Genomic DNA, 18,128 nt, shown 5'->3' with positions numbered 1-18,128 from the left:
GGATTGCACGCTCCGGGAGCGGCCATCAAGCAATTGCCACGATCAGCCCGGTGATTGTTCCCGTATCCGCTCCCGGCTGTGATCCCGGGCGTGATCCCGGGCGTGCTCGCGGTGCTGCCCCAGGCCCTCGTCGATGACACCGACGATGACGGCCCTGGCGGCCTCGTGGAACGACGCCACCTCGCAGAGCTCCTCGAACGCCTGGGCGTAGAACGCCACGTCGTCGGGGTCGCGCAGCAACAGATCCTTGGTCCTCGTCGCCACTCCCACCGTGGAGTCGTTGTAGATGTAGAACGAGTTGACGAGCGCCGACGGCAACGGCGCCTCGAACGGGATGATCCCGAACTCGACGTTCGGGAGGGTCGTGACCGCGAGCAGCCGGTCGAGCTGGCCGCGCATCACGTCGAGCGGCGCCAGACGATAACGCAGCGCCGACTCCGGCATGACGAAGCGGAACCGGCGGCCCGGGTCGTAGAGGATCTCCTGCCGCTGCATCCTGACCCGGATCGCGGCGTCGACGTCGTCGGTCGTCTCGTAGAGGCGGCGGACCTTGCTGAAGATGTGCCTCGCGTACTCGGCGGTCTGCAGAAGCCCGATCACCAGGCCGGGTTCGAACGCGCGCAGCAGCCGGGTGCGGGACTCCAGGTCCTTGACGTCCTCCTGGAGCGCGGCCAGCCCGCTCTTGTGCCGCTGCCGCCACGTGTCCTGGTGGGCCTGCAGCCCGACCGCCTGCTCGATCAGGCCGTCGAACGTCTCGGGCCCGGCCTGTACTGCCTGAGCCCAGACGACCACGTCGTCCTCCGTGGCGGTCTGCCGGGCGTTCTCGATGCGGGAGACCTTGGACGGCTGCCACCCCAGCCGTTCGGCCAGATCCTTTCCCGACAGGTGGGCGGCCTCGCGCAATTGCCGCAGATGGACCCCCAGGTCGACGCGGGCCTGCTGGAAACCGCTCACTCCCACCTCCGGCCGTGGTGCGCTCAAAGGTAGCCCCGGCCCGGAGGATCAAGCCATAGGGAAGTCCCTATTGGTGATCAGCGCCGTGATCAGCCGAGCACGCGCCTGGCGATCTCGACCAGGAGCTCGCGCGGGACCTCGACGGCCGTCTCCCCGTCGAGTACGTGGAGCAGGTCGGCCCGGGCGTCGTGGTCGACCAGCTCGAGACCCTGGACGACGACCGTGCCGCGGTCGGTCTCGTACAGCGAGGGACACGCCCCGGACTCCGAGGTGGAACCGAGAAACCGCAGTCGCATGGCAGTACCCCCGCATGTGAGCGCCAAGAAGAGCAATTGCGCGCAATGGTAGGACGAGCCCCGTTGCTCCTGCTCCCATATTTCAGGAAATGTCGTTTTTGGGGGCGTCGATAAATGGGGGAATGGGTACAGCAACCGCTCTCAGCCGTTCACCCAGCGCCTTCGCTTGGGCGTCGAGCAGGGGACTGGCCGCGACGCCGCGCCCCAGCAGACCCCGCACGACGAAGTTGAGCGCGAGCAGGTTCGGCAGCGCGAACCGCTCGATCGGCAGGTCGCCGGTCTCCGGCAGCAGCTCCCTGAGCCTGTCCACGGTGAGGAAGGAGCTCAGCCACGCGTACTGCTCGGCCGTACGGACCCAGACGCCCAGGTTGGCGTTGCCGCCCTTGTCGCCGGAGCGGGCACCGGCCACCGTCCCGAGCGGCCGCACCGGGCCGCCGGCGGGCGCGTCCCCCGCGCCGGCCCGGCCCGGCTCCTCCTGCCCCGCGGGCTCGGGCGCCTCGTCCCCGGGCGCGGCCACGTGGGGGACCTCGATCCGCGTGCCGTCCACGGTCACCACGGCCCGCACGGCGTCCGCGGCGACGGACGACGGCGTGTACACGCCGTACGGCGAGGCGTCGCCCGGGGGAGTGAGGCCGTAGAAACCCGGATACCCCGCCAGCCCGGTCTCCACCACGGCCGAGGAGAACGCCCGGCCTGCCTTCCCCTTGTCGGCGTCCATCACCGTGATGCGGAGCAGGGCGGTGCCCGCGCCGCCGGCCGGCGGGAGCATCGGGGTCAGCTCGACGTGGACCTCGTCGAAGGACTCCCTGGGCACGCGGGCCCAGACGGCCTCCTGCGCGACCCGCGCCTTGTCCTCGACGCCGAGCCCGGTGAGCACGAGCGTCATCGTGTTGCGGTAGCCGCCGAGGTGGTTGACCGCGACCTTCAGCGTGGCGGGCGGGGCCTCCCCGCGCACGCCGGAGACGAGCACGCGGTCGGGGCCCTCCTGCTCCAGCCGGATCGTGTCGAACCTGGCCGTCGCGTCCGGCCCGAGATACCGCGGCGAGCCGATCTCGTAGAGCAGCTGGGCCGTGACGGTGCCCACCGACACCAGGCCGCCCGTGCCGGGATGCTTGGTGATCACGCAGGACCCGTCGGCCCGCAACTCCGCGATCGGGAACCCGCAGTGCGCCAGATCGGGCACCTCGCCGAAGAACGCGTAGTTGCCGCCGGTCGCCTGGCAGCCGCACTCGATGATGTGCCCCGCGACCACCGATCCCGCCAGCGCGTCGAGGTCGCCGGGCTCCCAGCCGTGCCACCACATCCCGGGGCCCGTCACCAGGGCGGCGTCGGTGACGCGCCCGGTCACCACGACGTCGGCGCCGTGCTCCAGCGCCACCGCGATGGGCCGGCCGCCGAGGTAGGCGTTCGCGGTGATCGGTGCGGCCGCGAGGGTCTCGCCGGTGTCGGCGTCGACGACCGGCCCGCGCAGCGGCATGAGGTCGTCGCCGGTCACGTGGGCGACCGACGCCCGCAGGCCCAGACGCCCGGCCAGCTCGGACACGGCCTCGGCGCAGGCCCGCGGGTCGAGGCCGCCCGCGTTCGAGACGACCTTGATGCCCCGGTCGAGGCAGGTGCCGAGGACCTGCTCCATCTGCGTGAGGAAGGTGCGGGCGTAGCCGGGACGCCCCTTGAGCCGGTTGCCCGCGAGGATCATCATGGTCAGCTCGGCCAGCCAGTCGCCGGTGAGCACGTCGATCGGGCCGCCCTCGACCATCTCCCGCGCGGCCGACAGGCGGTCGCCGTAGAAGCCGCTGCAGTTGGCGATGCGCAGAGTCATATCCGGCTCAGCTCCGGCCGTCCGGCACCCAGGAGGCGGGCCGCTTCTCCATGAACGCGCGGATGCCCTCCTGGCCCTCCTCCGAGGTGAAACGCCGGGCCGACAACTCGGCCATCTGGCGGAACCCCTCGTCGACGGGCATCCCCGGCACCTCCCGGACGAGCCTCTTGGTGATGGCCAGGGCCTCCGGCGCGCCGCGCAGCAACATGTCCGCGTAGTGCGCCACCGTGGCGTCGAGATCCTCCTCCGGCACGGCACGCGTCAGCAGGCCGATCTCGGCCGCACGGGTGGCGCCGAAGACCTCGCCCGTCAGGAAGTACTCCGCCGCGGCCCGCGGATCGAGCCTGCGCAGAGTGGTCACCGAGATCATCGCCGGGACCACGCCCAGCCGTACCTCGCTGAACGCGAACGACGCCGTGTCCGGCGCGACGGCGAAGTCGCACGCGGCCACGAGCCCGAGGCCGCCCGCGCGGGCCGTGCCGTTCAGCCGGCAGACGACCGGCTTGGGGCTCTCCCAGATCAGGCTCATGATCTCGGGGAAGGACGTGGTGACCGGCGCGGCGCCGCGCTGCTCCTTCAGGTCGGCGCCGGAGCAGAACACGGGCCCGGCGCCCGTCAGCACCGTGACGCGCACGTCCGGCTCGGCGATCGCCCACGTCAGCGCGTCGTCCAACTCCTGGAGAAGCCGGGACGACAGGGCGTTGCGGTTGTGCGGCGAGTCGAGGGTGATCGTGGCCACGCCGCCCGCCTCCTCGCAGCGTACGAGCGGCTCCATCACGGGCTCCATCACTGCTCCCCGGCAGGTTCGGCCACCGGGGGTTCCACCGGCTGCGCGGGTTCGACGGGTTCCGCAGCTCCCACGGGTTCCACGGTTCCCGCAGCTTCCACAGCTCCCACGGCCGCCGGTTCCGCGGGCACCGGGTCGGGGAGCACGGGGCCTGGGGATGCGGGGTCTACGGGCACGGGGCCTGGGGGCACGGGGTCTGCGGGCACCTGCTCCGCGGCTTCCTCGATCACGGCGAGTACGGCTCCCGCTTCTACCTGCCGGCCGGGCGCGACGTTCAGGACGGACAACGTGCCGGAGGCCGAGGACACGATCTGATGTTCCATCTTCATGGCCTCGAGCACGATCACCGGCTGGCCCGCCGTCACCGTGTCGCCCTGCTCGACCTCGACCCGCAGCACCGTCCCCGGCATGGGGGCCAGCAGCGAGCCGGGCACGACCTGTTCGACCGGCTCGGGCAGCCGCTCGACCGGTGCCAGCCGTACGGGACCGAGGGGGGAGTCGACGTGCACGAGCCCCGGATAGGCGGCCACGTCGAACGCGTGCCGGAGGCCTCCCGACTCGAGCACCACCCGGTCGGGGGCCGCGGACACCAGCGTGACGCCGTCGAAGCCCTCCGCCGCGAGGCCGCCGCGGGTGAACCGGTAGGCGATCTCGACCGTCTCGCCGCCCTCGGTCAGGAAGGCAGCGCTCTGGGGCCGGGAGACGACGTTGCGCCAGCCGCTGGGCAGGCCGCCCAGCACCCGGGCGGCGGCGCGGTTGGCCGAGGCCTGCGCGAGCGCCGCGGCGAGTCCCGAGATCCGTACGGCTGCCGCGTCCGCGAGGGGGGCGGTCACCGCGTTCCGGTCGAGGAAGCCGGTGTCGAGGGCGCCCGACAGGAAGTCGGGATGCCGAAGGACCGAGACCAGCAGGTCACGGTTCGTCGTGAGCCCGTGGATCTTCGTCCGGGCGAGCGCGGACGCCAGCCTCCGGGCGGCCTCCGCGCGGGTCTCGCCGTAGGAGATGATCTTGGCGAGCATGGGGTCGTAGTGGACGCCGACCTCGTCTCCGGCCACCACCCCCGAGTCGAGCCGGAGCCTTCCGCCCAGCCGGAACTCGGCGTCCACCTCCGGGACGTCGAAGCGGCGCAGCACGCCGCTCTGCGGGAGCCAGCCTCGCGCGGGGTCCTCGGCGTACAGGCGCACCTCGATGGCGTGGCCCACCGGGCTCGGCGGCAGCCCCGCCAGCTGGGCGCCCTCGGCGATCTCCAGCTGGAGCCTGACGAGGTCCACCCCGTAGACGCACTCGGTCACCGGGTGCTCGACCTGGAGTCGCGTGTTCATCTCCAGGAAGAAGAAGCCGTTCTCCCCGAGCAGGAACTCCACCGTTCCCGCTCCCACGTAGCCGATCGCCTTCGCCGCCCTGATGGCCGTGTCGCACAGCTCCCTGCGCAGCTCGGGGGAGACGGCGGGGGAGGGCGCCTCCTCGATGACCTTCTGGTGGCGGCGCTGGATCGAGCACTCCCGTTCGCCCAGCGCCCAGACGGTGCCGTGGGAGTCGGCGAGGATCTGCACCTCGATGTGCCGGGCGCCCTCGAGGAGCGGCTCGGCGAACACGGTGCCGTCCCCGAACGCCGCCAGCGCCTCCCGCTGGGCCGACTCGACGGCGGCGGGCAGCTCGGCGGCGTCGCGGACGACGCGCATGCCCCGGCCGCCGCCTCCCGCCGAGGCCTTCACGAGCAGGGGGAGGTCGAGCGCGGGAAGCTCGTCAGGCGTGACGGTCACACCGGCGAGCACCGGGACCCCGGCCTCGATCATCATCGCCTTCGCCTCGATCTTGGACCCCATCGCGGCGATGGCCTCGGGAGCGGGCCCGACCCACGTCAGGCCCGCGTCCAGGACGGCCTGGGCGAACGGCGCGTTCTCCGACAGGAAGCCGTAACCGGGGTGCACCGCGTCGGCCCCCGACTGCCGGGCGGCCTCGACGATCCGCCCCGGGTCCAGGTACGCCCTCGGGTCGCCGAGCCGTACGGCATGGTCGGCCTCGGCCACGTGCGGCGCGGACGCGTCGGCGTCGGAGTAGACGGCGACCGTCTCCACGCCCAGCTCGCGGCAGGTCCTGAAGACCCGGCGAGCGATCTCTCCCCGGTTGGCCACCAGCAATCGCCGGATCATCCCCACCACCCCTTCACATCCGGAAGACGCCGTAGCCGGCGGGTTCGGCGGCGGGCGCGTTGCCGACCGCGGACAGGCATATCCCGAGCACGGTCCTGGTGTCCCGGGGGTCGATCACGCCGTCGTCGTAGAGCCTGCCGGACAGGAAGAACGGCAGCGACTCGGCCTCGATCTGCGCCTCCACCATCTGCCGCATCGCCACGTCGGCCTCCTCGTCGTAGGCCTGGCCGCGCGCCTCCGCGGCGGCCCGGCCCACGATCGACAGGACGCCGGCCAGCTGCGCCGGGCCCATGACGGCCGACTTGGCGCTCGGCCACGAGAACAGGAACCGGGGGTCGTAGGCCCGCCCGCACATCCCGTAGTTGCCCGCGCCGTAGGAGGCCCCCATGACGATCGTGATGTGCGGCACGGTCGAGTTGGACACGGCGTTGATCATCATCGCGCCCTGCTTGATGATGCCGCCCTGCTCGTAGTCCTTGCCGACCATGTAGCCCGTCGTGTTCTGCAGGAACACCAGAGGGGTGCGCGACTGGTTCGCGAGCTGGATGAACTGCGCCGCCTTCTCGGCCTCCTCGCCGAACAGGACGCCGCGCGCGTTGGCGAGGATCCCGACCGGGTGCCCGTGCACCGACGCCCATCCGGTCACCAGGCTCGCGCCGTAGAGCGGCTTGAACTCGTCGAAGTCGCTGCCGTCCACCACCCGGGCGATGACCTCGCGCGGGTCGAAGGGGATCTTCAGATCCTCGGGGACGATCCCCAGCAACTCGTCCTCGTCGAGGAGCGGCTCGGCCGCGGGGCCGGGGAGCCGGCCGGCCTTGCGCCAGTCGAGCCGCCTGACGATCCGGCGGCCCAGGCGGAGGGCGTCGTGCTCGTCGGCCGCGAGGTAGTCGGCCAGGCCGGAGGTCCGCGCGTGCATCTCCGCGCCGCCGAGCGACTCGTCGTCGGACTCCTCGCCGGTAGCCATCTTCACCAGGGGCGGCCCGCCCAGGAAGACCTTGGCCTGCTCCCTGACCATGACGACGTAGTCGCTCATGCCGGGGACGTAGGCCCCGCCGGCCGTGGAGTTGCCGAAGACCAGCGCGATGGTGGGGATCCCGGCCGCCGACAGCCTGGTCAGATCACGAAATATCCGGCCGCCGGGGATGAAGATCTCCTTCTGCGTCGGAAGGTCGGCTCCCCCCGACTCCACCAGGTTGACGAACGGCATGCGGTTCCGCAGCGCGATGTCCGCGGCCCGCAGGGTCTTGCGGAGGGTCCACGGATTGGACGAGCCGCCGCGGACGGTCGGGTCGTTGGCGGTGATCACGCACTCGACGCCCTCGATGACGCCGATCCCGGTCACCACGCTCGCGCCCACGGGGAAGTCGGAGCCCCACGCCGCGAGGGGGGACAACTCCAGGAAGGGGGAGTCGGGGTCGACGAGCAACTCGATCCGCTCACGCGCGAGCAGCTTGCCCCGCTCCCTGTGCCGCTCGACGTACTTCGGCCCGCCGCCGGCCACCGCCTTGGCGTGCTCGGCGTCCAGGTCGGCGAGCTTGGCCAGCATGGCCTCGCGGCGGGAGCCGTACTCGGGGCCGGAGGGGTCCAGCCTGCTGCTGACGACGGTCATCGGGGGACCTGCCCCTCCTCGAGTCGGATCGCTCTGGTCCACAACGTCGTCAACATGTCCACCGCCGTCTTCTCGTCGCACGATTCCCCGAGATCCAGCCACACGTGGGCGAAGTGCTCGACCATCCCGCCCAGCATGACGGCCGTCAGCCGCGGGTCGAGCGCGGGGTCGGCCAGCCCCTCCTCCTGGAGGCGCCGCAGGCCGTCCGCGCCGCGCCGCACGAACATCTCGCGCAGTTCCAGCAGCAGGCCGCGGAAGCTCTCGTCGTCCATCGCGGCCTGCTCCAGCATGCGCATCAGGCGCGAGTTGCCCGCCCACGCCCGCAGGTAGAGCCGGTTGGCGGCCTCGACCCTGGCGTACGGATCGCCGGGGACGGCCGGGCCGACGACGCTCGCCGCGAACATCTCGCCGACGACCGCCTCCGCGACCTCGCGGAACAGGGCTTCCTTCGAACCGAAGTAGGTGTAGAAGGTGCCGTGCGAGACGCCCGCCCGTGTGCACACGTCGTCCACCCGCACGTTGTCGTACGGATGCTCCTCGAACGCCTCGCGTCCCGCCCGGACCAGGGCCGTGCGCGTACGGCGGCCCCGCCCGGTGATCGGCGGCTCGGACTTGACGATCACGTCAGGTACCTTACCCGGGATTGGACCGATTCAGATGGCCTTTCCCGGATTGAGGATGTTCAGCGGGTCGAACACCTGCTTGATCCCCAGGTGGAGTTCGGCGGCGACGGGCCCGATCTCCAGCCCGAGCCACCGGCGCTTGATCAGGCCCACGCCGTGCTCGCCCGTCAGCGTCCCGCCCAGGTCGAGCGCCCCGCGGAAGATCTCATCGGCCGCCGCCCAGACCTCAGGCGGCGGCTCCGCCAGGCCTCGGTCGAAGATGAACACGGGGTGCAGGTTGCCGTCCCCGGCGTGCGCCACCGTCGCGATGGTCACACCGTGTCGCTTCGCGGCCTCCTCCACCGCGGAGATCATCTCGGGCAGTCGCGAGCGGGGCACGCACACGTCCTCGACGAGGCACTGCCCGAGGCGCTCCTTGGCCTCGTAGGCGAGCCGCCGGACGCCGACCAGTTCCGCGGCCTCCTCGGGCGTCGACGCCTCCGCGACGAACGAGGCGGAATCGCACAGGGCGGCCATCTCGTCCGGCGAGCCCTCGGCCTGGGCGATGAGCATGGCCCGCGTCGCGGGCTCCAGGCCGATGTTCTTCCAGGCGTCGATGGCCTCCAGGGTGGTCCTGTCCATCAGTTCCAGCATCGAGGGCCGGCAGCCGGCCGCGATGATCGCCGAGACGGCGGAGGCGGCGTCCCGCAACGAGGTGAACTCCGCGGCGACGGTGGCGACCTGGACGGGGGCGCGCCGCAGCCGCAAGGTGGCCGCGGTGATCACACCCAGCGTTCCCTCCGAGCCGACGAACAGGCCCGTCAGGTCGTATCCGGTGACGCCCTTCACCGTCCGCCGCCCGGTGTCGAGCACCCTGCCGTCCGCGAGGACGACCTCCAGTCCCAGCGTCGAGTCGCGGGTCACGCCGTACTTCACGCAGCGCAGGCCGCCCGCGTTCGTGGCCAGGTTGCCGCCGATCGTGGAGATCTCGTACGAAGACGGGTCGGGCGCGTACATCAGCCCGTGCTCCCGGGCGGCCCGGTCGAGGTCGGCGGTGATCACACCGGGTTCGACGACCGCGATCTCGTCCGCCGGGGACAGCTCGCGGATCCGCGTCATCCTGGCCAGCGACAGGATGACGCATCCGTCGACGGCGGTCGCCCCGCCGGCGAGGCCGCTTCCCGCCCCGCGCGGAACCACGGGCACGCGGTGCTCACTCGCCCAGCGCAGCGTGGCGACCACGTCGTCACGCGACTGCGCGAGGACGACGCCGAGCGCCTTCCCCGGCGGGACGAACGTGCGGTCCCTCGCGTACGACTCGGTGACGTCCGGGTCGGTCAGCACCCGCCCCTCGGGCAGCGCGGCGACGAGACCGGTGACGAGGTCGGTTACGGGGTCGGCGTTGTGGTCCTTCACATCTGGACTGTACGGCCGGTCGACAAAACGGCGGTAACGCCCATTTCTCCAAAGATCACGGTTTGACAACCTTCGGTGAAGGCTCTTTACCCGAATTTACCTTCTCTTTATGGTCCGTCCAGTGCGCCTATCCGGCGTGCCCTGAACGGCGTCCGGAGAACCCCGGGCGGGAAAGGGATCTTGTTGTCCAAGAGATTTCGGCGCTTAGCCGCCATCGTTCCTGCGCTGGGGCTCGCGGCCGCGGGCCTTGCCACCACCGGAGCGGCTGAGTCCACCGCGTCGTACCAGCCTTCGGCCAAGGATCACTACATCAACTACGCGCCTCCGCGCGTGCAGGGCGACGTCACCACGATCGACGAGAGGGTGCCGTCCAAGGCCGCCAAGCGGGCCGGCCAGACGGCGACGGAGATCGACCACAAGTTCGCCATGGGCAACCCGGTGGCCGCGCGCGTGCTGGCCAAGCACGAGAAGCAGGCGCTGCGGACCGGGAAGAACCCCTTCGACTTCATCTACAAGAAGGCGAAGACGACCAAGAAGGCCGAACTCCTCACACTGCTCGTCGAGTTCAACGACACGGCGAACGACGACTTCTCCGGCTGGTCGCACCCCAAGACGATCGACGACGTCAACGACTGTGTGACCGAGCCCCCCGGCACCAAGCTCAACGGGCCGCTGCACAACAAGATCCAGAACCCTGCCACCGCGGCCGGCGGCGGCAAGGACAACAACTCGATGTGGGTCTCCGACTTCAACACGGTCCACTACAACGACATGCTCTACACGTCCAAGGGGATCACCAAGCGGGTCCGCCCCGACTTGACCGACCCCAGGGACGGCAAGAAGGGCATCGACATCGCCGGCTCCACGATGAAGAACATGTACGAGGAGCTGTCGAAGGGCGCCTACACGGTCACCGGCCAGGCGGTCGGCTGGATCAAGGTCCCCCACTCCGAGGCCTGGTACGGCGCGGGCCAGTGCGGCACCTTCCCGCAGGACATGGCCGGCCACCCCGACAACCCGCGCGGAGCCGCTCAGCTCCCCATTGACGCGGTGAACGCGCTGGCCGCGCAGAACCCGTCGTTCAACTGGGCGGACTACGACAAGGAAGACGTCTCCGACGCCGACGGTGACGGCGACTTCGACGAGCCCGACGGCGTGATCGACCACCTGGTGCTCATCCACGCCGGTGAGGACAAGTCCGGCGGCGGCGGCGCCGAGGGCACGTTCTCCCTCTGGGCGCACTCCAGCGACGTGACCGGCGGCTACACCGTGCCCGGCACGAGCGTGAAGATCTCCAACTACATCCTCCAGCCGGAGGACGCGGGCGTCGGCGTCTTCGCCCACGAGTACGGCCACGACCTGGGCCTGCCCGACCTCTACGACACCTCGGGCACAGGCGACTCCGACATCGACTTCTGGGACCTCATGTCCAGCGGCTCGCACTCCGGGCCGATCTTCCAGTCGCTGCCGACCCACATGGGCATCTGGGACAAGTGGGTGCTCGGCTGGGCCAACCCGAAGATCATCAACCCGGGTGACCGGGAGAGCCTCCAGGTGGTCGGCCAGACCTCCCGGACGCCGAAGGGCACAGAGGACGGTCTGCGGATCAACCTCCCGGACAAGCACGTCGTCATGTCCACCCCGCACAGCGGGTCGAACCTGTGGTGGTCCAACAGCGACCAGAGCTGGGCGGACACCCGCCTGACCCGCACGCTGAGCGTGCCCGCCGGCACCGACGAGAAGTTCCGCTGGTGGACCGACTACGGCATCGAGCAGGACTGGGACTACGGCTTCTTCGAGGTCTCCGCCGACGGCGGCACGACCTGGACGGAGCAGAAGGTCTACCACCAGGACGGCACCCTCGCCTCCACCGGCGACGACTACGCCGACCCGAACCACCGCCTGGTCGACTACGGCGGCAAGAAGTACGGCATCACCGGTGAGAGCGGCGGCTGGACCCAGCTCTACGCCGACCTCGCCCCGTACGCCGGCAAGTCCGTGCAGGTCCGCCTGCGCTACGCCACGGACGCGGCGGCCGAGGAGCGCGGCTGGTTCAACGACGACTTCTCGCTCACCAACGGCGCGGCGACGGCGTGGAGCGACGACGTCGAGAGCGGCGCCAACGGGTGGACCGCCACCACGGGCACCTTCACCGACACCACGGGCGCCGGGTTCGTGACCCACTCCGGCCAGCTCGAATCCGCCCAGTACTACCTGGCCGAGTGGCGGAACCTCGACGGCTTCGACAAGGGCCTGTCGTACGCCTACGACACCACCTACCAGCGCGACGGCGCCTGGAAGGTCGAGAAGATCAAGTACAACGCGCCCGGCCTGCTGGTCTGGTACCGCGACGCGTCCCGTGCGAACAACAACGTGGTGGACTCCTCCTTCGACCTGCCGTCGGTGGGACCGAAGGGTGAACTGCTCCTCGTGGACTCGCACTTCGAGCCGCTCCGCCGTACGGGCGAGGCGGCCACGATCGACACGTCCGCGCTGAAGAACCTGCCCTCGCGGCCGCAGTCCTCCAACGCGGCGTTCAACTTCGACGGGACCTACCCGTTCAAGGAGTGCATCGAGGGCGCGCCGTTCACGCAGTACTGCACCTCGTACGGCAAGCTGCCCGCGGTGAAGACGTTCACCGACGCCAAGGGCTGGTACCCCGGCATCGAGGTCCGGAACGGCTCGCTGTTCTACCGGATGCGCGACGCCTCCACGGTCGTGCCGTCCAAGGACAACCAGGCGTACACCACCCGGGTCGTCAACCCCGACGGCTCTCCGGCGAAGGACTACTACGGCGCGGACATCGGCAGCATCCTCGGCTCCGGAAACCCCGGTGACGAGGGCAAGCAGCTCGGCGTACAGATCAAGCTGGTCAGCCCGCTGCCCGCCGACCTCGGTGTGATCGTCCAGGTCACGCCGCCGAAGAAGTAGCAGCCCGAGTAGTTGCAGAAGTAACAGAAGAAGTAACAGAGGAAACAGCGTCACGCGTGCCCGGCGGCCCCCGCCGCCGGGCACGCTCCCCGCGCGGCACCCTCCGGATCTGCCTACGATGTGATCATGCGGAGCAAGGCGGACCACACGGCGGCCATCCACGAGCACCGGCGGGCCGCGCTGGTGGTGAACACCAGGTCCAGAAGAGGCCGGCGTCACTACGCCGAGGTCTTACGCCTCATCGAGGCCGCGAACTTCCGGCTCACCGGCGTGCATCCGATCACGGACCCCTCCCGGCTCCGTGACATCGTCGAGCGCGCGCTCGCCGGGAACCCCGACCTGCTGATCGCCGGCGGCGGCGACGGCACGCTGAGCAGCACGATCAGGCACGTCGCCGGCCGGGACGTCGCCCTCGGGGCCCTCCCTCTCGGCACGACCAACAACTTCGCCCGCAGCCTCGGCCTGCCGCTCGACCTCCCGGGAGCGGTACGCGTCCTGACCGAGGGCAAGGTGGCCGACATCGACCTCGGCCTGTGCGGCGACCGGCCGTTCGCCAACCTCGCCAGCTTCGGCGTCTCCGTCGAGGTCGCCGGGACCGTCCGGCCCTGGCTCAAGCGCATCATGGGCCGGTCCGCCTACCCGCTGACCGCGATGCGGATCCTCCCCGGGCACCAGCCGTTCCGCGCCTACATCACCGCGGACGGCAGGCGGCACGAACTGCTCACCCATCAGCTCAACATCGCCAACGGCCGCTTCCACGGCGGCTGGCAGATCGCCAGGGACGCCGGGATCGACAACCGCATGCTCGTCGCCTACCAGCTCGGGTCCGGCAAGCGGCTGCGGCTGATCGGCGAGACCCTCGTCCGGGCCACCACCGGCCGGTGGCGCAGCCTCGCCGGAGGCCCGTTCGTCACCGGCAGCGAGATCCTCGTGGAGACCGATCCGCCGATGGCCGCCGACATCGACGGCGAGGTGCGGCTGCGCACCCCCCTGGTGATCAAGACGATTCCGAACGGCGTCAGGGTGATGGTTCCCCGGGACTTCGTGGATCGGTGAGCCGCCGGTAGGCCGGGCGCAGCAGGTCGGTGATGGGGATGTGCCTCGTCTTGACCGGAGGCGGGTCGAGCGTGCGGAGCAGGATGTCCGCGGGAGCGGAGGCCCGCGACGGCTGGTGCCGCAACCGGGCCGGCGACATGCCGGGCTCGTAGAAGGAGCTCAGCCGCTCGGCGAACGGCACGTCGTCCGTGACCTCCCTGAGGTCGTCGAGCAGCGACTCCTTCGGCATGCCGCGCCAGGCCAGCACCAGGAACGGGTCGTCGTCGAACCGCTCGGCGAGCAGATACAACACCGCCGACAGGTGCTTGCAGGGGAAGCCCCAGTCCGGGCAGGAGCACTCCATCTCCAGGCCCTGCTCGTCCGGGAACAACGGCAGGCCGCAGTCGCCGAACACGTCCTCGATCTCCGGCGGCATCTCCCCGGCGAGCAGTTTGGCCCGGTACAGCGCGCGTGCGGCGAGGGCCTCGGTCAGGACCTCCCACTCGCCGTCCCCGTAGGCCGTGATCCGGACGTCCACGTCGTACGGCGCGGGCCGCGACCCCTGCACGCGCGCCCCGACGTGGCCCGGAGCGATGCCGAGCTCGAGCACCCGGCCGGAACGGGCGTAGGAGCGTCCCCGGCTGAGCCGGCCCTTGTCGCAGATGGTCTCCAGGATGTCGATGAACCGCCGCGACCACCATCGCTCGCCCATGGTCCCGCGCCTGGAGCGGGCTCGCAGGCCCTCGAGCGGCTGCTCGGGTGAATCCATCAGCTCACCGCCTCGGGGGACAGGCGGAACAGCTCCCGCAGCTCCTCGGTCGACAGGTTCGCGATCCAGTCCTCGCCGGCGCCGACGACGCTCTCGGCCAGGGCCTTCTTGCGCTCGATCATCTCGTCGATCCGCTCCTCCAGCGTTCCCACGCAGATGAACTTCCTGACCTGGACGTTCTTGGTCTGCCCGATGCGGAACGCCCGGTCGGTCGCCTGGTCCTCCACGGCGGGGTTCCACCAGCGGTCCACATGCACGACGTGGTTGGCCGCGGTCAGGTTCAGCCCGGTGCCCGCCGCCTTGAGCGACAGCAGGAAGACCATGGGCTCGTCGTCCTCCTGGAACCGCTCGACGAGCGCGTCGCGGCGGGCCTTCGGCAGCCCGCCGTGCAGCCAGAGCACCGGCCGGTCCAGATGCGCCGCCAGGTACGGCTGGAGCAGCGTGCCGAACTCGGCGTACTGGGTGAAGACCAGGGCCTTGTCGCCTTCGGCGACGATCTCCTCGGCCAGCTCCTCCAGCCGGGCGAGCTTCCCCGAGCGGCCGGCCAGCCGGGAGCCGTCCTTGAGCAGGTGGGCCGGGTGGTTGCAGACCTGCTTGAGCTTGGTCATCGTGGCCAGGACGTTTCCCCGGCGCTCGATTCCCTCGGAGCTGGTGATCTTGCCCATCATGTCCTCGACGACCGCCTGGTAGAGGGTCGCCTGCTCGGGCGTGAGGGTGCACCAGATCTTCATCTCGAGCTTGTCCGGCAGGTCGGAGATGATCGTCTTGTCGGTCTTGAGGCGGCGCAACACGAACGGCCCGGTGGCCCGCCGGAGGGCGGCCGTCGCGGCCTCGTCGCCATGCCGTTCGATCGGCTCCTGGTAGCGGCTCCGGAACGCCGCGGCCGACCCGAGCAGGCCCGGGTTGCAGAACTCCATGATCGACCAGAGCTCCGCCAGGTGGTTCTCGACCGGCGTTCCGGTCAGCGCCAGTCGCGTCCTGGCGGGCAGGGACCGTACGGCCTGGGCCTGCCTGGCGGCGCTGTTCTTGATGGCCTGGGCCTCGTCGCAGACGATCCTGCCCCAGGTGAGCCCGGCGAGCGCCTCCCGGTCACGCAGCGCCGTGCCGTACGTCGTGAGGACCAGGTCGGCCCCGCCGACCCGCTCGGCGAGCTCCTCCTCGCGCGACCGGGACGAGCCGTGGTGGAGGTAGACGTCGAGGGAGGGGGCGAACCTCGCGGCCTCCTTCTGCCAGTTGCTCAGCAGGGACATGGGGCAGACCAGCAGCGTCGGCGCAGGCTCGGCGCCGCCGGCCCGCTCCTCCAGCAGCAGGGACAGCGTCTGGGCGGTCTTGCCGAGCCCCATGTCGTCGGCGAGGACGGCGCCGAGCCCGACGCCGGACATGAAGGCGAGCCAGGACAGGCCGCGTTCCTGGTAAGGACGCAGACTGCCGTGGAAGTCCGCGGGTGTGGCGACCGGCGTCAGGCGGCGGTCGGCCTCGCCGGACAGCAGATCGCCGAGCATTCCGTCGGCGTCCACGACCATGGGCAGGTCGTCCTCGCCTCCGTGGACGACCTCCCGGATCACCTCCGCGACCGTCATCTCGCCGGAACGGCGCCGCTCGACCGCCCTGAGGGCGGCGCCGAGCTGGCGGTCGTCCAGCTCGACCCAGCGTCCTCTCACGCGGACCAGCGGCACCTTCAGCCGGGCGAGCTCGGCGAGCTGCTCCTCGGTGATCGTCTCGTCGCCGATGGCCAGATCGACCCGGAAGTCCACGAGCTGCTGGAGGCCGAAGCCCTGATCCGAGGCCGCCCCCGGCCCGGATCGCTGCGACCTGGTGGTCATCTTGAGGCCCAGGCGCGACTTCCCCGCCCAGGCGGGCAGCTGGACCCCGAATCCCGCCGCCTGGAGGAGGGGAGCCGCGTGGCGGAGGAAGTAGAAGGCGCCCGCCATGTCGAGCCGGACCCCTGACGGGCGTGTTCCGCCGAGGGCTTCGTCGATCTTGGGATAGAGACGGGCGGCCCTGCCGAGGCCCGCGAGCAGCGTCTCCTCCGGGCGTCCGACGAGGCCCGGTACGGTCTCGCCCGCCCACAGGAGCTCCGCGGGCAGGTACAGGCTCGGGTCGTCCGAGCCCTGGAGGGCGAACTCGACCTGCCAGAGCTCGCCGTCCTCGGTCGCGGGCGGCTCCGTCGCCGGTGTCGTGGACGGCTCGGTCACGGGCGGCTCTGCTGTGGACGGTTCTGTTGCGGGCGGCTCTGCTGTGGACGGTTCTGTTGCGGGCGGCTCCGTCGGGGGTTCTGCCGGTTCCGCGAGCCGGAAGCACACGCGGAAGGGGCCGTCCGCCCGCTGGGCCTGGTTCAGCCACGTCTGGAGTGGCCGGGACAGTTGCTCGGCCTGGAGTGCGGTCACGCCGGGCAGGGCGCCGTCATCGCCGGTGAGCGCGACGATCCAGCGGTCCGGCAGCGGGCTTCGCGTCCCCGGGCGATGCCCCCCGAGAAGGCGCTCGGGAAGGGCCTGCCGTACGGCGGAGTCGGCGAGCCCGGCGAAGGCCTCGCCGAGCACATGGGCGGAGGGCCACTCGTCGCCGGCGGCCCGGCAGACCGGAGGCATCGCGGCCGCCAGCTCCCTGAAGCGCACCCCGTCGGCCCCGGTCAGCACCGGCCGCCAGCGTGCCGCGTAGCCGTCCCCCTCGGTGACGAGCTGCGGCAGGATCCGGCCTCGGCGGACCATGTCGCGGACGTTCGCGGCGACCACGGCCAGGTAGCGCAGCGAGGCACCGGGAATCGGCGCGCCGTCGAGCGACTCGCCCGGTTCGTACGCGGCGGCGGGAAGCTGGGCGATCTCATCGACCGCGTCGAGCAGATCGAGCGCGGCGGCCGGCTCGACCAGCAGCGCGGGCACACGCCACAGGCTGATCCTGGGCTGGCGGGCGCCGACGTTCAGCCCGGACTCCGGGGATGGGAGCGGGCTCCTGGCGGAGCTCGGCAGCAGCATGGTCAGCTCGGCCGCGGTCGCTTTGGCGCAGACCGTCGCCGTGGCGTCACCCCAGAGCGGCAGTTCGGTGAAAAGCCCGTCCGCGGCGGCGGCGAAGGGATGTGCACGCACGGCCGTACGTGAGGCAGTGGCAGGCGGTCCGACTGTCTCAGCCTGCCGTGCGTGTGTCGTGGACGGCCGTATTGCGGCCGGCTGGGTCTGGGGAGCCCGTGCCTTTGAAGCCAGTGTTTCGAGCGGCTGTGTTTCGAGCGGCTGTGTTTCGAGCGGCTGTGTTTCGAGCGGCTGTGTTACGTGTGGCTGCGTTTCGTGTGGCTGTGTTTCGTGTGGCGCTGTCTTGGAGGACTGCGCCTTGAGGGGCGGCGTCTCGGGTGGCTGCGTATTGAGGGATGACGCCTTTGCGGTCTTGGCGGGTGGTGTCCCGCCCGATGCGTCCTCCGCCCAGAGGGCCAGCCTGCCGCCGATCCATGTTCCGTGGACCACCAGCACCGTCGCTGCCTCCCTCCGCCACCCGAAACCGTAGCAGTGGTCGGTGCCTGCCACGACTGAGCCGCCGCGTGGCTGTCGCGCAGCCGGTGCATACCTGACGCGTACCCGCGCCGCTGAGCCGCTGCTGGGACGCCACGACGACCAGATCATTTCCGACAATTGTCCCTTTTATTTCAATGGCCCATTTACTACTCGAATAATGAATTTTCATGACGAAAGAATTCTCTAATTACTTGCCGGTATGTATTGATGGCCATTCTCTTCCGTGAAATGATTCGTGCAAGTGTTCGAATGTGTTGTTC

Annotated in this window: 12 protein-coding genes; 2 read left to right on the top strand and 10 right to left on the bottom strand. The window is 70.7% G+C overall.

Annotated elements, in window-relative coordinates:
- Nucleotides 1-42 precede the first annotated feature (42 nt).
- The 8 genes from Psi02_RS12265 to Psi02_RS12230 form a co-directional block, all read right to left on the bottom strand.
- A complete protein-coding gene (locus Psi02_RS12265; RefSeq protein ID WP_203973602.1) occupies nucleotides 43-954 on the bottom strand; it encodes a helix-turn-helix domain-containing protein in 912 nt (303 codons plus the stop codon).
- An 89-nt stretch (nucleotides 955-1,043) separates the two neighbouring features.
- On the bottom strand, nucleotides 1,044-1,250 hold the full coding sequence (locus tag Psi02_RS12260) for a hypothetical protein (RefSeq protein WP_203951319.1): 207 nt from the start codon (nucleotides 1,248-1,250) through the stop codon (nucleotides 1,044-1,046).
- Nucleotides 1,251-1,332: 82 nt separating this feature from the next.
- Nucleotides 1,333-3,069 (bottom strand): acyclic terpene utilization AtuA family protein, encoded by a 1,737-nt coding sequence (locus tag Psi02_RS12255; protein ID WP_203973601.1) that lies wholly within the window; start codon nucleotides 3,067-3,069, stop codon nucleotides 1,333-1,335.
- 7 nt (nucleotides 3,070-3,076) lie between these two features.
- Entirely contained in the window at nucleotides 3,077-3,856 is a 780-nt protein-coding gene (locus Psi02_RS12250) for an enoyl-CoA hydratase-related protein (protein WP_239094828.1), read from the bottom strand.
- The gene (locus Psi02_RS12245; protein WP_203973599.1) at nucleotides 3,856-6,006 is read right to left on the bottom strand and encodes an ATP-binding protein; all 2,151 of its coding nucleotides are present in this window, start codon (nucleotides 6,004-6,006) and stop codon (nucleotides 3,856-3,858) included. The genes Psi02_RS12250 and Psi02_RS12245 overlap by 1 nt, the downstream gene beginning before the upstream one ends.
- A 13-nt stretch (nucleotides 6,007-6,019) precedes the next feature.
- A complete protein-coding gene (locus Psi02_RS12240) occupies nucleotides 6,020-7,615 on the bottom strand; it encodes an acyl-CoA carboxylase subunit beta (RefSeq protein WP_203973597.1) in 1,596 nt (531 codons plus the stop codon).
- On the bottom strand, nucleotides 7,612-8,238 hold the full coding sequence (locus Psi02_RS12235) for a TetR/AcrR family transcriptional regulator (protein WP_203973596.1): 627 nt from the start codon (nucleotides 8,236-8,238) through the stop codon (nucleotides 7,612-7,614). Before Psi02_RS12235 ends, Psi02_RS12240 begins: the two co-directional genes overlap by 4 nt.
- A gap of 30 nt (nucleotides 8,239-8,268) precedes the next feature.
- Nucleotides 8,269-9,633: an FAD-binding oxidoreductase gene (locus Psi02_RS12230; RefSeq protein WP_203973594.1), complete on the bottom strand. Its 1,365-nt coding sequence runs from the start codon at nucleotides 9,631-9,633 to the stop codon at nucleotides 8,269-8,271.
- A 183-nt stretch (nucleotides 9,634-9,816) separates the two neighbouring features.
- Here Psi02_RS12230 and Psi02_RS12225 point away from each other — a divergent pair, with 183 nt between their 5' ends.
- Nucleotides 9,817-12,564, top strand: coding sequence for an immune inhibitor A domain-containing protein (locus tag Psi02_RS12225; protein WP_239094827.1), 2,748 nt, complete (start codon nucleotides 9,817-9,819; stop codon nucleotides 12,562-12,564).
- A gap of 126 nt (nucleotides 12,565-12,690) precedes the next feature.
- On the top strand, nucleotides 12,691-13,620 hold the full coding sequence (locus Psi02_RS12220; protein ID WP_203973592.1) for a diacylglycerol/lipid kinase family protein: 930 nt from the start codon (nucleotides 12,691-12,693) through the stop codon (nucleotides 13,618-13,620).
- Here Psi02_RS12220 and Psi02_RS12215 read toward each other — a convergent pair.
- Together Psi02_RS12215 and Psi02_RS12210 are read right to left on the bottom strand one after the other, a co-directional pair.
- Nucleotides 13,583-14,368: an SWIM zinc finger family protein gene (locus tag Psi02_RS12215; RefSeq protein ID WP_203973590.1), complete on the bottom strand. Its 786-nt coding sequence runs from the start codon at nucleotides 14,366-14,368 to the stop codon at nucleotides 13,583-13,585. The two genes, Psi02_RS12220 and Psi02_RS12215, sit on opposite strands and share 38 nt — an antisense overlap.
- Nucleotides 14,368-17,451, bottom strand: coding sequence for a DEAD/DEAH box helicase (locus tag Psi02_RS12210; protein ID WP_239094826.1), 3,084 nt, complete (start codon nucleotides 17,449-17,451; stop codon nucleotides 14,368-14,370). Before Psi02_RS12210 ends, Psi02_RS12215 begins: the two co-directional genes overlap by 1 nt.
- Nucleotides 17,452-18,128: the final 677 nt, after the last annotated feature.

The organism is Planotetraspora silvatica (assembly GCF_016863315.1).
Taxonomy (GTDB): domain Bacteria; phylum Actinomycetota; class Actinomycetes; order Streptosporangiales; family Streptosporangiaceae; genus Planotetraspora; species Planotetraspora silvatica.
Note: the sequence above shows the minus strand (reverse complement) of the source record. Positions and strands in the feature narration are given on the sequence as shown.

Bases quoted from the DNA above. Each gene is read 5' to 3' on its own strand.
- Psi02_RS12260 (WP_203951319.1), bottom strand. From the start codon at position 1,250: ATGCGACTGCGGTTTCTCGGTTCCACCTCGGAGTCCGGGGCGTGTCCC.
- Psi02_RS12255 (WP_203973601.1), bottom strand. From the start codon at position 3,069: ATGACTCTGCGCATCGCCAACTGCAGCGGCTTCTACGGCGACCGCCTG.
- Psi02_RS12250 (WP_239094828.1), bottom strand. From the start codon at position 3,856: ATGGAGCCCGTGATGGAGCCGCTCGTACGCTGCGAGGAGGCGGGCGGC.
- Psi02_RS12245 (WP_203973599.1), bottom strand. From the start codon at position 6,006: ATGATCCGGCGATTGCTGGTGGCCAACCGGGGAGAGATCGCTCGCCGG.
- Psi02_RS12240 (WP_203973597.1), bottom strand. From the start codon at position 7,615: ATGACCGTCGTCAGCAGCAGGCTGGACCCCTCCGGCCCCGAGTACGGC.
- Psi02_RS12220 (WP_203973592.1), top strand. From the start codon at position 12,691: ATGCGGAGCAAGGCGGACCACACGGCGGCCATCCACGAGCACCGGCGG.
- Psi02_RS12215 (WP_203973590.1), bottom strand. From the start codon at position 14,368: ATGGATTCACCCGAGCAGCCGCTCGAGGGCCTGCGAGCCCGCTCCAGG.